We start from the raw sequence: 14,146 nt of genomic DNA, 5'->3' as shown, positions 1-14,146 counted from the left end.
ACGATGGCCCGGCTCGAACTGCGAAACGTCGTCAAATCCTATGGCATCTACGAGGCCGTGCGCGGCATCGATCTGGAGATCGAGGACAAGGAGTTCGTCGTCTTTGTCGGCCCGTCCGGTTGCGGCAAATCGACGACGCTCCGGATGATCGCCGGGCTCGAGCACATCACCGGCGGCGACATCATCATCGGCGATCAGGTGGTCAACCGCCTTGGGCCGGGCAAACGCGACATCGCCATGGTGTTCCAGAACTATGCACTCTACCCGCATATGTCCGTGCGCGAGAACATCGCCTTTTGCCTCGAACAGCAACGACTGCCGAAGAGCGAGATCGAGACGCGGATCCTTGACGCCGCGCGCACGCTGCACATCGAGGAACTTCTCGACCGCCGCCCCGGCCAGCTCTCGGGCGGGCAGCGCCAGCGCGTCGCCATGGGCCGGGCGATCGTGCGCAATCCGAAAGTGTTTCTGTTCGATGAACCGCTCTCGAACCTCGATGCCAAGCTCCGCGTGCAGATGCGCACCGAAATCAAGCGCTTACATCAAGTCTTGCCGACCACCACGGTCTATGTCACGCATGACCAGATCGAGGCGATGACCATGGCGGACCGCGTCGTCGTCATGAATGGCGGATTGATCGAGCAATGCGGCCCGCCGCAGCGTCTCTACCATCACCCGGCCACCCGCTTCGTCGCCGGCTTCATCGGCTCGCCCGCCATGAACTTTCTGGAGGCTCGACTTGTCGACGTCGCAGGCCAGCTCGTCGTTCGCCTCGAAGACGGCACCGATTTGCCTGTGCCGTCGGAACGCGCCGCCCTTTACGCGTCCAGAACAGGTCGCCCGGTCACCTTCGGCATCCGCCCGGAAGCCGTGAGCGCCGCACAGCAGCGCTCGGGCTACGCAGCGCTGACCGCCCGGATCGACCTTGTGGAGCCGCTCGGTCCCTCGACCATGATCTATTTCGACGTGGGAACGACCACCCTCTGCGCCAGCATCGACCCCGAAGCGGCCGCCAGGGCGGGAGAGGACATCGTTCTCTCCGTCAACATGAACCAGATGCATCTGTTCGATGCAGAAACGGGCGTGTCTTTGACGCCCCTTCCGTGAGGCGTGCTATTTTTCCGTAACGAGTAGCGAATGCACAGTCGAAATCTGGCGAAAGCCTTCTTAGGCGTTCGCCAGATCGGAGGCTTTACGCCGCGACCATCTCTGCGGTCTCCCCCTTCTCGAACATGCGTTCCAGATTGAGAAAGCAGATCATTCCGTCCGGCTGGGCGATGATACCGTCGGCATAGTGCATGCCGGGGGAAATGCTGATTTCGGGGACCGGCTGCAGCAGGTTTTCGGAGACCGTCAGGATGTCGGAGACGCCATCGACGATGAGGCCCATCGCCATGCCGTGTATTTCGGCCACGACGATGGCGCTGCGTGGGGTCGGCTCGGTGCTGGCCATACCGAGCTTGTTGGCCAGATCGATGATCGGGATCACCGTGCCGCGCAGGTTCATCACGCCGATGACATCCGGCGGGGCATGCGGGATCGGGGTCGCCGGACCCCATCCGCGAATCTCGCGGATGGTCGTCGTGCGGACACAGAATTCCTGCCCGTGCAGCCTGAAGGCGATGATCTCAAGCGTGCCGCCGGTGCCGGATGTGGATGGGTTCAAACCGCTCATCAAAAGTCCTCCCATGTTTCCTTGATCGCGGCGTTGCCGGAGAAGGCCTTCGCGACCTTGCCCGCCAGTCGCTTCGCCGGCGAGGCCACTGGGCGATGGGCCGGGCTTGCCGCCATGGCAGCTGCGGTCTGGCGCAGCGCTCCGCCCAGCTGGAACTGCGAGATCAGCTCGCGCAGGCGTTGGGCTTCAGTGGCCAGCGTCGCGCTGGCGGCGTTGCTTTCCTCGACCATGGCGGCGTTCTGCTGTGTCACCTGGTCCATCTGGTTGACGGCTGTGTTGACTTCGGCAAGGCCTACGGACTGTTCGCGGGCGGATGTGGCGATGGCGTCCATATGCTGGTTGACGGTGACGATATAGCCTTCGATCGTCTTGAGCGCCTGACCGGTTTCGCTGACCAGCCTGACACCGCTCTGCACCTCCTGGGAGGAGTTGCGGATCAGATCCTTGATCTCCTTGGCGGCCTTGGCCGAGCGCTGGGCGAGTTCGCGAACTTCCTGCGCGACGACGGCAAAGCCCTTGCCTGCATCGCCCGCCCGAGCCGCCTCGACACCCGCGTTCAGCGCCAGCAGGTTGGTCTGGAAGGCGATCTCGTCGATGACGCCGATGATGTTGGAGATTTCGTTGGAGGACTGCTCGATCTTCTGCATGGCATCGACGGCATTGGCGACGACCGCGCCGGACTGTGCCGCACTTTCATTGGCAAGCAGGGCCGTCTTGCGGGCTTCCTCGGCGCGCTTGGAGGAGTTGGCGACATTGACGGTGATCTCGTCGAGCGCCGCAGCGGTTTCCTCCAGCGAGGCGGCCTGCTGTTCGGTCCGCTTGGAAAGATCCTCGGTGCTGGCGCTGATCTCGCGCGTGCCGGTGTCGATCTGCGTACTGGCATTGGCCACAGCCCGCATCGTTTCCGCAAGCTGTGCGATTGCTCCGTTCAGATCGTGACGCAGGGCCTCGAAATCGGGCGCGAAGGCTTCGTTGAGCTGGAAACCGAGATCGCCGGCGGCAAGGCGACGAAGACCGGAGGCAAGGCCGGACGTCGCTTCCTGGAGGAGCGCTCTCGCAGCGGCTTCCGCATCCGCGGTCAGGCGAACGCGATCCTTTTCCGCCTGAAGGCGGGCCGCTTCGGCGTCCTGCTCGAGACGCTTGTTGTTGATCGCTGCCTGGCGAAACACCTCGACGGCGCTGGCCATGTCACCGATCTCGTCCTTTCTGTTCGTATGGGCGAGATCGACGTCGGTGTTACCGTCCGCGAGCTTCCGCATGGCCTGCGTCATGACGCGAATGGGCTGACCGACACTTTTGATGAGAATGATGGCGGATAGGACAAGGACGAGCACGATCGCAAGACCGATGCCGAGCGCCACCGAATTTGCCTGTGCAACCGTGGCATTCCGGGTTTCTCTCGCGCCGGCCGTGAAGCCGGTGGCATTCTTCTTCGCCTTGTCGATTGCTATCCCCGTGTCATCGGCAATTTTTCCGCTTTCGGCGGCAGACGCGACGAGTGCCTTGTTCATGTCCTCTGCCGAGATCTGACCGTCTGCCTTCTTCTGGAAGGACGCCACAACGAACGTTGCCCGTTTTTCCGTGGCGTCCGTGTAGCTTTTAAGCCCGTCCCGGATCTGAACGAGAACGTCCGGGATCATCGCCAGCGCAATGGGTTGCGCAAGACCGTCCCAGCCGGCTTCGAAGTCCGATTTGACATTCGAAAGGGCTGTGTCCGCTTCATCTTTGGTCCGGGCAAGATTCATGCGTGTTGCGGCATAGCGCATCCGGGCGAGCGCGAGCTCTGCGTTGACAACGCCACTGAGAATCGTCTGTTCGCGTCCGACGACCGCGTTTGCTTCGTCGACCTGATGACTGGAGACCTGCTGATTGGTGATCATGCCAAGGATCAGCAGAATGCCGATCCCCGATGATACGAGCAACTTGGTTCCGACCTTGGCATTCTGCAGTACTGACATAAGGATCTCCAGTCGATGTATGTCTGTGTCGTGTCCGATGGACAAACGCCAAGAGGCAAAGTCATTCTGCCAGAGGCTTTGGGAAACACGGAGATCATGTCCGTATCGCAATTCGCTAGGAATGATGGCTCTGCTTCAAGGCGCTTCGGCAGGCACGTTTAAGGACGTGTCTTTCTGGCGATCGACTTGAAACGCTCTGCCCCTCGCTGAACGCAATGTCTGATTATTCAATAAATTTGTTGTGTTTCATATAATCATTGATTTAAGAAAATACGCGATTTGCGCTTTTGACGCATGGAATTGGTGGTTTTCGACGGACGATGCCGGACCTAAGCTGAAACTGAGCGAAAAACGGTCACGCACCCCTTCATCAACGCCAAAGCGGCCGGGAAGGATGGAGCGGTATGCCGACGACGAGCCTGTTGGGAGACGACGCGACCGGTGCGGCCTTCGGTCAGGAGACGCGTGGTCACCGTCTGTCGGGCATTTCCTCGCGGCATTTCCTGAAGCTGCTGGAAGATCAGGGCCGGGTGGGCTTCTGGTCGATCGATTTCGACATCGGTCAGATCAACGGTTCGGTGGGGCTCTTCCGGCTCTTGGGGCTTTTGCCTTTCACCAGGCTCGAATTTGCCGATGTGATCCGGATGATCCATCCGGCCGACCGGGGCGCGAACGCCGATATGATGGCGATCATCCGCTCGGGTCAGGCGATCGAACGGGAATTTCGCATTATCCGTCCCGATAAAACCCTGCGCTGGATCCAGAACAGGGCTGAGGCGCTCGTTGATCCGGACGGCGTTCCCACGCGCGCGCTCGGAATGCTGACGGATGTCACCGAAAAATATGAGGCGCGGATCTTGGCGGGCGAAGGATGGCAGAGCTATCAACGCCTGATATCGGCCATTGCCGAGGTGAAATGGCGCATTCTACCCAATGGCAAGATCCTGTCCTTGCTGAGATGGGAAGACCTCACTGGACAGACCTTGGAGGCGGCGGACAACTGGGGATGGCTGGAGGCCATTCACCCGGATGAGCGGGATGGCATTCGCGCGCTCTGGGCCGAGTGCACACGGACCGGCCAACCCTATTCCATCGATCTTCGTATCCGGTGTCTGGCTGGAGGCTTTCGACGCTACCTGATGCGCGGTGCGCCGCTCTGCAACGCAGATGGGTCGGTGCGGGAGTGGATTGGTGTCCTCATCGAGACAGCACCGCTGACTTCGACCGTGCCCGCGCCACCCGTCGATGCCGTCAAGGCACTGGACGGAGCGCATATTCGCGCGGCGCGGGCGCTTCTGGACTGGAACGTGGAAGACCTGTCGCTCAAGGCCGGCGTCTCCGTCTCGACGATCCGGCGCCTGGAACATGGCACGGGAAACCGGACGAGGCTTCCTCACGTCGAGGCCATTCGCAATGCCCTGCAAGAGGGCGGCGTACGGTTCGGTCTCGGCCCGGATGCCGAGATAGCCGTGAGCTTGTGCCACCGTCAGGACTGAAGGTTTTGACGGAGACCGGACCTTGTGACCGGCGCGATAGAGAAGAATGCCGGCCTTTGTGTGCGACACGGCATGCGGTCCTGACGTCTCATTCAATGGCTTTTACAGCGGTCCGGCGGATGCTGCCGTCTCTTAAAACTCTTCCCAGCTTTCCTGCACGGCGGCATTGCCGGCGATGGAGCGGGTGACCTTTCCGCCAGGCCTACTGACGGGTGAGGCGAGAGGGCGCTGAGGTTGCCGCTGAACCGGGCTTGCCGCCATGAGGGTGGCAGTGTGGCGGTGCGTGCTGCCGAGCTGGAAGCGGGAGACCAGTTCGCGCAGTCGGCTGCTTTCGGTGGCGAGCGTCGCGCCGGCCGCGCTGGTTTCCTCGACCATCGCCGCGTTCTGCTGGGTCACCTGGTCCATCTGGTTCACGGCCGTGTTCACTTCGGCCAGACCGACGGACTGTTCTCCGGCCGATGTCGCGATCGAGGCCATGTGCTGGTTGACGGTGATGATGTAACCCTCGATCATCCTCAGCGCCTCGCCCGTGTCGCTGACCAGCTTCACGCCGTTCTGCACCTCGTTGGAGGAAATGCGGATCAGGTCCTTGATGTCCTTTGCGGCCTTTGCCGAACGCTGGGCCAGTTCGCGCACTTCCTGTGCGACGACAGCGAAGCCCTTGCCCGCCTCCCCTGCCCGCGCGGCTTCCACGCCCGCATTGAGCGCCAGAAGGTTGGTCTGGAAGGCGATTTCGTCGATGACGCCGATGATGTTGGAGACCTCGTTCGAGGACGCCTCGATCTTCTGCATGGCGTCCACCGCATCGGCGACGACGCGACCTGACTGGGCGGCACTGTCATTGGCAAGAACGGCGACCTTGCGGGCCTCGTCGGCGCGCTTGGACGAATTGGCGACGTTGACGGTGATCTGGTCGAGCGCGGCGGCCGTCTCCTCAAGCGATGCGGCCTGCTGTTCGGTGCGCTTGGAGAGGTCGTCGGCACTGCTGCTGACCTCCCGGCTGCCGGTGTCGATGGCGTCCGTTGCCTGCGCCACGTCCCGCAGCGTCTGCGAAAGCTGCGTCACCGCGGCATTGAAGTCGGCACGGAGCGTTTCGAAATCGGCTGCGAAGGGGTCGGCAAGCTGGAAGGTCAGATCGCCGTCCGCCAGATGCTTCAGCCCCTTGCCGAGACCCGCCGTGGCCTGCGCCATATCGGCCGTGCGGATACGATCGGCCTCGGCCTTGCTCTGGCGTTCTTCCTCGCTCAGGCTGCGATGGGCCGCGGCTTCCTGCTCCAGCCGCATCCGGGCCACATTGCTGTCGCGCAGCACCTCCAGCGATCGCGCCATGTCGCCGATCTCGTCCTTGGCCGTCGTGTCTAAGAGAGCCGCCTCCAACCGGCCGGCCGCGATGGAATTCGTCGCCGCGATCACCTTGCCGAGACGGTTGCGGAAGCGGTTGGCAAGTGCGGTGGCGACGGCGACCAGAAGCACGGTGGCAATGCCGACGACGATCAGCGAGGTCATGGCAAGGCTTTTCAGCCCGGCAAAAAGGGCGGGAACGGGCACGGAGACGACCGTGTACCATGTGGTTCCCGGAATGATGTTGACCGGCACGGCGACGGCGAGGTTCTGCGACCCGTCGGCATTGGTCATTTCCACCGGCGTGCCGGGATGGGCGACCACCTGATCCCAGGCCGCGGCATCGAGCCCGGAATCCTTAAGCGATTTCCCCAGCAGCGCCTGGTCGGGATAGGCGACGATGCTGCCGCCCTGGCTGATCAGCGCGACGAAGCCCGCCCCCAGCGGCTTCAGGCCCGAAAGGTCCCTGGACAGGCTGTCGAGGGCGGTATCCACGCCGGTGACACCGACGAAGCGGCCGTCCTTCAACAGGGGCACCATGAAGGAGGTCATGAGAACGTTCTTGCCGTCGATGGCGTATTGATAGGGTTCGGTGAAGAAGTCCCGGCCGGTCTGCTTGGGCACCTGATAATAGTCGCCGGCACCCGGCTTGTCGTAGTCGACCAGCGGATCGTGCAGGATCGTTTCGCCCGAGCGTGCGAAATAGGGAACGTAGCGACCCGTCGCGTCATGGCCCGGCTTGCTCTTGTAGTCGGCATCCTTGCCGTCGAAGGCGTCGGGCTCCCAGCCGGTACTGACGCCGACGGCCGCGGGATTATCGACCAGGAGCTGGCGGAGAAACGCATCCGTCGCCTCGCGGGAGGGCGCGCCGCCCTGCGCTGCGGCAACGAGATACGACCGCATGTTGAAGCTGAGCGTCTTCAGTGCGCCGAAGCGGGTCTCGACATTGGCAGCACTGGTGGCGGCCGCATTGGTCATTTCGGCGATCGAACGCGCACGGACCTCGTGATAGGCGAGGTAGAGAAGAATGCCCGCCGTTGCCACCGTGGTGGCGACCCCCGTGGCGACGATGGCGAACATATTGCGGCCCGTGGCCGTTTTTGGGAACATCCGGCGTCTCCAAACGCGATCTTTGCTTCAACGGGTCGGCGATAAACTCGGGCACACAGTCGGTCGGGACGGCACAGTGCTGTCCATTCTCCCTGTTTTACAAAGGTTTGGTTGAAATACGTTTAACGGAACCGCCGCGTCGTGATGACGTCAAGACGTGACGCGGGGCTCAACGTGATGAAGCGCTGTCTACCCGATATTTAGGGTAAGACAAGTCTGTCGCGGCCTGTGGATCGTCTGTAGAAATACTCGGCGCTGCCACAGAGACATCCTGCGGGGCCCTCCCCTCTTGTTGCCGAAGCCAGATGCCCGCGACCGATATTCAAGGACGATCGCGCTGCCGCGCCGCCTCGCGTCGTTCGGCCTGAACGACCAGCCGGCCGAGCGCCATCAGCGCAATGCCGATGGGAACGGCGGGGGTGGTCGTGAGGGCTTGCAGGACGGCGAGGAGGAAATAGGGGTGGATGTCGGTGATCAGCGCCAGGGGCACGAGACCCGCGGCAAAGATCAGAAGACCCGCGAGTATGGTCGCCTGGCCGGGAGACCGCAGGCAGCCGAACAGGAAGATGAGCAGGAAGACGGCGGCGACGAGGGTTCCCATGACAGCCTTTCGCAAGGTTCGGACCGTTCAGCATTGAACCCTCGCAGCGGGAGAAAGGCAAGGCTGCGCGGGTTCCGACACGGGATCGGGAACGGAAATGACAGAGCGTGCGGGGACCCTCATTCAAACCATCCCTAGAGGCAGATGCCGAAGCCCCCCTCATCCCCAAGGCATCCGCCCGAAGCCGTCTCACGCCTCCCCTTCCCTCCCCGCGTCCTCTCCCACGGGCATGTAGAGATCGCCGCCATTCCTGTACTTCGCGGCCATCGCCTCCAGACCTTCCTTCTGCGCTTCCGCGCGGATGTCATGAGAAATCCGCATGGAACAGAATTTCGGGCCGCACATGGAGCAGAAATGCGCGACCTTGTGGGCGTCCTTCGGCAGGGTCTCGTCGTGGAAGGCGCGGGCGGTGTCGGGGTCGAGCGAGAGGTTGAACTGGTCTTCCCAGCGGAACTCGAAGCGCGCGCGGGAGAGCGCATCGTCGCGCAGGCGCGCGGCCGGATGGCCCTTGGCGAGATCGGCGGCGTGGGCGGCGATCTTGTAGGTGATGACGCCGGTCTTCACGTCGTTGCGGTCCGGCAGGCCCAGATGCTCCTTTGGCGTGACGTAGCAGAGCATGGCCGTGCCGAACCAGCCGATCATCGCTGCTCCGATGCCGGAGGTGATATGATCGTAGCCGGGCGCGATATCGGTGGTGAGCGGTCCGAGCGTATAGAACGGCGCCTCGCCGCAGACGGCGAGCTGCTTGTCCATATTGGCCTTGATCTTATGCATCGGCACATGGCCGGGCCCTTCGATCATCACCTGGCAATCGCGGCCCCAAGCGATCTTCGTCAGTTCGCCAAGCGTTTCCAGCTCGGCAAACTGCGCGGCGTCGTTGGCGTCCGCAATCGAGCCCGGCCGCAAACCGTCGCCGAGCGAGAAGGAGACGTCATAGGCGCGTGCAATCTCGCAGATCTCCTCGAAATGCTCGTAGAGAAAGTTCTCCCGGTGGTGATGCAGGCACCACTTCGCCATGATGGAGCCGCCGCGCGAGACGATGCCGGTCACCCGGCTCACGGTCAGCGGGATATAGGAAAGCCGCACGCCGGCATGGATGGTGAAATAGTCCACCCCCTGCTCCGCCTGTTCGATCAGCGTGTCGCGATAGACCTCCCAGGTGAGAGCCTCGGCAATGCCGTTGACCTTCTCCAGCGCCTGATAGAGCGGTACGGTGCCGATGGGCACCGGGGCGTTTCGGAGGATCCAATCGCGGATATTGTGGATGTTGCGGCCGGTGGAGAGGTCCATCACCGTATCGGCACCCCAGCGGATGGCCCAGACCATCTTGTCCACCTCTTCCGCCATGGAGGAGGTTACGGCGGAATTGCCGATATTCGCATTGATCTTCACGAGAAAGTTCCGGCCGATGATCATCGGCTCAAGCTCGGGGTGGTTGATGTTGGCGGGAATGATCGCCCGGCCCTCCGCCACTTCGCGGCGGACGAATTCCGGTGTGACGAAATCCGGCACCTCGGCGCCAAAACCCTCCCCGTCCCGCGCAAGAGCTTGGCACTGCCTCTGCCGCCCGAGGTTCTCGCGGATCGCGACGAACTCCATTTCCGCGGTGATGATGCCCGCGCGGGCGTAGGCCAGCTGCGTCAAGGCGCGGGATCCCGCAGCCTTCAGCGGCGTGGCCCGGACGGGAAATTCGGGCGTCAGGCGGTCGCCCGCAACGAAGCCATTGTCGGCCGAGGTTACCGCCCGCCCCTCATAAGCCGTGGTGTCGGCACGCGCGCTGAGCCACGCTTCCCGAATGCGCGGCAGGCCGCGATCGATGGAGACGGCATGGGCCGGATCGGTATAGGGGCCGGAGGGATCATAGACCGTGACCGGCGGTTCGCCGGCCGTGGGGTGAAGCGCGATCTCGCGCATCGGCACACGGATGCCGGGGTGAAGCAGCCCAGGCTTGAACACCTTGGTTGAGGCCGGCAGTGGGCCGGTGGTGACGCTCGGCACAGATTTGGAAGTGGCAACAGTCATGGCAAGGCTCTCCGAGGTTGGAGACCCAGTCCCAGTGTTGGAATGATGAGAAGACGCATGCCGGCTACCAGGCGGAGATCCACCCAAGAGCCTGCAAGCATCGCACCGTCCCTCCGCCAGTATGAGCTGGATCAGGTTCAACGGGTCACTGCGCGCGATAGCAGTATCTCAGCCCCTTGCCGGGACCCCCCTGGTGAATATGCGGAAGGTTGCATGGAGCCGTGGCCGCGGTCAAGCCGGCTTTTAGCCGCGCCTTTTCGGCAGCACGGAGGATGAGAGAGGTCCGTTCGATCACAGCTATGAATCGATCACGCCGGATCGATTCATAAGTCTCGTTGGACGTCGCCTCCCCAGAGCGAGACTCTGCGCGCATGAAAACCCCGTCCTATCGCCTGCATCTGGAACGCTGCGACCCATCGCGCAACATGGCGCGTTTCTACGCGCTCTCGCTGGAGCCCTCGCTCTTCGGCGAGATTGTGCTCGTTCGTCGCTGGGGCCGGATCGGATCTGCGGGGCGATCTCGTGTCGAGTTCTTCGCGGACGAGCGGGCGGCGACGGCGGCCATGATGGCGCTTCTCCGGCAGAAGCGGGCGCGGGGGTACATGGTGGGGCAGTGGGGTTTGCGTCCGGTGGCGCGGGCGAGTTGACAGCTGTCAACTTTGGCCTAACACGCGACTCACCCCAATTCAAAAGTTGACAGCTGTCAACTCGCGTTTCCCAGCGGCGGGAGGCGGGGATAAAACGGCGGAATCAGCCTTCCGTTTCAATGTCGCCTACCCCTCTTTCTCCCCGCATTCACCCTTTCGTCTATTCTCAGCGCGCCACCACGACGGAATGGCCGCGAAGAGGCACTGTGGACAGGAAGAATGATTCGGATTTCACGTTTCAAATATCGCTTGACGCGACTCAGCAACAGCCCTCAACCTCTAACGGTTGGAGGCAGATACATGCGCCTCCGGCGTAACAGGCCGCCACCTCTGTATATGTGATGGCGCGACGTATACACTGACGCATGAGAATCGCCGCCGCGCGGGCGAGAACATGGCAGACATCGACCATCCCCCGGACGCAGCCCGTCCGCAAGCCGGCGGCACGCCGGCCAGACATTGAGGAAAGAAACGACATGGCCCCAACGGCCCACACGACACGCACCGGCCCGAAAGATGCGGCGCCGACACCATCGGCGGATCTGACGATTGCGGCGGATGCGAGCGCGCTGTCGGAACAGCTGAAGGCGATGCGCGAGCGTTTGTTTCCGCCGACCGCGACGAAGACGTTGCGGTCGTTCTCCTCCGGCGAGGCCGCCAAGCTGATCGGCGTCTCCGATGGCTATCTGCGCCAGCTGTCTCTGGCCGGCGAGGGGCCGCAGCCGGAAACCGGCGCGGGCGGTCGTCGCTTCTATTCGCTGTCCGATATCAACGCGCTGCGCCTGCACCTGTCGGAACAGGCGCTCGCCAAAGGCAATACCGCCAAGGCGCGGGGCTACCTGCCGCGGCGGGATGCGGAGGCCGGCGAACGGATGCAGGTCATCTCCGTCACCAATTTCAAGGGCGGCTCCGGCAAGACGACATCCGCCGTGCATCTGGCGCAATATCTGGCGCTGACCGGCCACCGGGTGCTCGCCATCGATCTCGATCCGCAGGCCTCGCTGTCGGCGCTCTTCGGCTACCAGCCGGAACTGGACCTGACCGGCAACGACACGCTCTATGGTGCCATCCGCTACGATGCCGAGCAGCGGCCTTTGTCCGACGTCATCCGCCAGACCTATTTCCCCGGCCTCGATCTCGTGCCCGGCAATATCGAGCTGCAGGAATTCGAGCATGTAACGCCGCAGGCGCTGGCCGACCGGCAGTCCGGCCGGGAAGGGGCAACGGGGGGCGGTCCCCTGTTCTTCGCCCGGATCCAGGCGGTGCTGGAAACGGTGGAGACCGACTACGACGTGGTCGTGATCGACTGCCCGCCGCAGCTCGGCTATCTCACGCTGTCGGCGCTCTGCGCCTCGACCTCCGTCATCGTCACCGTGCATCCGCAGATGCTGGACATCGCCTCGATGAACCAGTTCCTGTTCATGACGGCCGATCTGCTGTCCGTCGTGCGGGACGCCGGGGGCACGCTGAATTTCGATTTCCTCCGCTACCTCGTCACCCGCTTCGAGCCGAATGACGGGCCGCAAGCGCAGATCGTCGGCTTCATGCGCTCGCTTTTCGGCGAGCGCGTGCTGACGGCACCCATGGTGAAATCGACCGCCGTGTCGGATGCGGGTCTGACCAAGCAGACGCTCTACGAGGTCGGCCGAGAGAACTTTACCCGCGCGACCTACGACCGCGCGGTGGAATCGATGAATGCCGTCAACAGCGAGATCGAAACGCTGGTGCACGCGGTGTGGAACCGCTGACGGGGTCAGGGACGGGAATGGGCAAGCGGCCGCAGGGCGCTTCGCTGTTGCAGACGAGTTGAGCGAGCGGCTTTCGGGCCGGGAACGCGGAAAGGGATCGGATGATGGCGGGGAACCGCAAGAGCGAACTGAAGGCGCTGTTTGGGGGCGGGCTGAGCCCGGCCGACGTCGTGCGTGCGGCGGAAGCGCAAAAGCCTGGTCCGAGCGAAGGCCCGGCGCCTGAACAGAAATCGGCCGAGAACCCTACAAACCCGGGGACACCGGGGACACCGGGGGAGGGTGTGCCGCTCACACCCCACACGCGCAGCGCATCCGGCGCGGTCAAGGTCATGGGCCTCTCGCTGAACGCGATCACCCGCGAGGCGGAGGAAGCCCGCGCGCTGCGGCAAGCTTTGTCGGAAGGCGAGCACGTCGTCGGCATCGACCCCGCACGGATCGAGGCCTCGTTCGTCGAGGATCGGCTCGTGATCGACGGGCCGGCGGACGAAGATTTCGAAGCGCTGGTGGAAAGCGTGCGCGAGGCGGGTCAGCAGGTGCCGGTGCTTCTGCGCCCGCACCCGGAGAAGCACGGCGTCTACCAGACGGCCTATGGTCACCGCCGTATCCGCGCTGCCGCCCGCCTCGGTCGTCCGGTTAAGGCGATCATTCGCGCGCTGACCGACGACGAACTGGTTCTGGCGCAAGGCAAGGAAAATGCCGAGCGCCGCAACCTCTCCTTCATCGAGCGCGCGCTCTTTGCCCGCAACCTCACGGAACGCGGTTTCGACCGCAAGACCATCGGCGATGCGCTGGCCGTGCAGAAGAGCGAGCTTTCGCGGCTGATGCAGGTGGCCGAGGGCGTGCCCGACCGGTTCATCCGCTTCATCGGTCCGGCACCGAAGGTCGGGCGGGAGCGCTGGATGAAGCTCGGCGAGATCCTCTCGAAAGACGCCCGGCAGGTACAGGCCCTCGACGTCGTCTATTCCGACCGGTTCAAGGCGGCCGACAGCGACCGGCGCTTCCAGATCCTGTTTTCCCATCTCGACGCCCTGGGCAAGCCGATGAAGACCAAGCGCAGGGCAGGGCAGGCTGAGAGCGGAGATGTGAGATCGCTGACGGATGCCCGTGGCCGGGTCTTTGCCCGACTGAAGGTGGAGAACGGCGCGACGCGGATCGAATTTGCCGAGGGCACGCCGCCGGCCTTTATCGATGCCGCTGCGGCTCTTCTGGCCGAGGCGCATGAAACCTTCGAGCGCGAGGCGGACGGCGAAAGCTGAGCCCAACGCGCAACGACCTTGCCGCCTCGAACACCGGGGCGGCCTCAAACGACATGAACCAGAAAAGGACGACCAAGAGAGCAAGAAAAAAGGCCCCCAAAACGTCACCGTCATGGAAGCCCTCTTCAATCTAAGCAGTTCGAGAGAATCACTTCCAGTCATCAAAGTCAAGAGTCAGCGGTAGAAATGCCGAACGGCGGAGCTTTGACCGAACGTTTTCGGTCGTCCGGTGAAGCCTTCTGATATCGAGGACATCCGTGCCTGAACGCCTGAAAACAAGGGTGTCAGCGAA

At 63.2% G+C, this 14,146-nt stretch carries 10 protein-coding genes and 1 riboswitch; of the genes, 5 read left to right on the top strand and 5 right to left on the bottom strand.

Features of this window, described 5'->3' with window-relative positions; genetic code table 11:
* Positions 1-3: 3 nt before the first annotated feature.
* On the top strand, positions 4-1,107 hold the full coding sequence (locus C8J33_RS13600) for an ABC transporter ATP-binding protein (protein ID WP_110802082.1): 1,104 nt from the start codon (positions 4-6) through the stop codon (positions 1,105-1,107).
* Between the two features lie 85 nt (positions 1,108-1,192).
* On the opposite strand, the gene C8J33_RS13595 is transcribed toward C8J33_RS13600, so the two are convergent.
* Entirely contained in the window at positions 1,193-1,675 is a 483-nt protein-coding gene (locus tag C8J33_RS13595; RefSeq protein ID WP_110729126.1) for a chemotaxis protein CheW, read from the bottom strand.
* Positions 1,675-3,633: a methyl-accepting chemotaxis protein gene (locus C8J33_RS13590; RefSeq protein WP_110802083.1), complete on the bottom strand. Its 1,959-nt coding sequence runs from the start codon at positions 3,631-3,633 to the stop codon at positions 1,675-1,677. The genes C8J33_RS13595 and C8J33_RS13590 overlap by 1 nt, the downstream gene beginning before the upstream one ends.
* A gap of 404 nt (positions 3,634-4,037) precedes the next feature.
* On the opposite strand from C8J33_RS13590, the gene C8J33_RS13585 reads away from it, so the two are divergent.
* Positions 4,038-5,129: a PAS domain-containing protein gene (locus C8J33_RS13585; protein ID WP_110802084.1), complete on the top strand. Its 1,092-nt coding sequence runs from the start codon at positions 4,038-4,040 to the stop codon at positions 5,127-5,129.
* Between the two features lie 132 nt (positions 5,130-5,261).
* On the opposite strand, the gene C8J33_RS13580 is transcribed toward C8J33_RS13585, so the two are convergent.
* From C8J33_RS13580 to thiC, 3 genes are all read right to left on the bottom strand, one after another.
* Positions 5,262-7,580 carry a methyl-accepting chemotaxis protein gene (locus tag C8J33_RS13580; RefSeq protein ID WP_132664637.1) on the bottom strand — a complete coding sequence of 773 codons (2,319 nt, stop codon included), beginning with the start codon at positions 7,578-7,580 and terminating at the stop codon, positions 5,262-5,264.
* Positions 7,581-7,902: 322 nt separating this feature from the next.
* Positions 7,903-8,181, bottom strand: a complete 279-nt coding sequence (locus C8J33_RS13575) for a hypothetical protein (RefSeq protein WP_110807809.1) — start codon at positions 8,179-8,181, stop codon at positions 7,903-7,905.
* 189 nt (positions 8,182-8,370) lie between these two features.
* Positions 8,371-10,203, bottom strand: a complete 1,833-nt coding sequence (gene thiC, locus C8J33_RS13570; protein ID WP_110807810.1) for a phosphomethylpyrimidine synthase ThiC — start codon at positions 10,201-10,203, stop codon at positions 8,371-8,373.
* A 90-nt stretch (positions 10,204-10,293) separates the two neighbouring features.
* Positions 10,294-10,405, bottom strand: a riboswitch (TPP riboswitch).
* A 169-nt stretch (positions 10,406-10,574) separates the two neighbouring features.
* On the opposite strand from thiC, the gene C8J33_RS13565 reads away from it, so the two are divergent.
* From C8J33_RS13565 to repB, 3 genes are all read left to right on the top strand, one after another.
* Complete coding sequence (locus C8J33_RS13565) at positions 10,575-10,850, top strand: WGR domain-containing protein (protein ID WP_110807811.1); 276 nt, start codon at positions 10,575-10,577, stop codon at positions 10,848-10,850.
* Positions 10,851-11,326: 476 nt separating this feature from the next.
* Positions 11,327-12,598, top strand: a complete 1,272-nt coding sequence (repA, locus tag C8J33_RS13560) for a plasmid partitioning protein RepA (RefSeq protein WP_110729132.1) — start codon at positions 11,327-11,329, stop codon at positions 12,596-12,598.
* Positions 12,599-12,699: 101 nt separating this feature from the next.
* A complete protein-coding gene (gene repB / locus C8J33_RS13555; RefSeq protein WP_110807812.1) occupies positions 12,700-13,854 on the top strand; it encodes a plasmid partitioning protein RepB in 1,155 nt (384 codons plus the stop codon).
* The last annotated feature ends 292 nt before the right edge of the window (positions 13,855-14,146 follow it).

This window comes from Rhizobium sp. PP-CC-3G-465 (genome assembly GCF_004343445.1).
GTDB lineage: Bacteria > Pseudomonadota > Alphaproteobacteria > Rhizobiales > Rhizobiaceae > Ferranicluibacter > Ferranicluibacter rubi.
The sequence above is the reverse complement of the archived record's forward strand: the minus strand, read 5'-3'. Positions and strand labels throughout refer to the sequence as shown.

Coding starts and splice junctions, on each gene's coding strand:
- C8J33_RS13600 (WP_110802082.1), top strand. CDS start 4: ATGGCCCGGCTCGAACTGCGAAACGTCGTCAAATCCTATGGCATCTAC.
- C8J33_RS13595 (WP_110729126.1), bottom strand. CDS start 1,675: ATGAGCGGTTTGAACCCATCCACATCCGGCACCGGCGGCACGCTTGAG.
- C8J33_RS13590 (WP_110802083.1), bottom strand. CDS start 3,633: ATGTCAGTACTGCAGAATGCCAAGGTCGGAACCAAGTTGCTCGTATCA.
- C8J33_RS13585 (WP_110802084.1), top strand. CDS start 4,038: ATGCCGACGACGAGCCTGTTGGGAGACGACGCGACCGGTGCGGCCTTC.
- C8J33_RS13580 (WP_132664637.1), bottom strand. CDS start 7,580: ATGTTCCCAAAAACGGCCACGGGCCGCAATATGTTCGCCATCGTCGCC.
- C8J33_RS13575 (WP_110807809.1), bottom strand. CDS start 8,181: ATGGGAACCCTCGTCGCCGCCGTCTTCCTGCTCATCTTCCTGTTCGGC.
- thiC (WP_110807810.1), bottom strand. CDS start 10,203: ATGACTGTTGCCACTTCCAAATCTGTGCCGAGCGTCACCACCGGCCCA.
- C8J33_RS13565 (WP_110807811.1), top strand. CDS start 10,575: ATGAAAACCCCGTCCTATCGCCTGCATCTGGAACGCTGCGACCCATCG.
- repA (WP_110729132.1), top strand. CDS start 11,327: ATGGCCCCAACGGCCCACACGACACGCACCGGCCCGAAAGATGCGGCG.
- repB (WP_110807812.1), top strand. CDS start 12,700: ATGATGGCGGGGAACCGCAAGAGCGAACTGAAGGCGCTGTTTGGGGGC.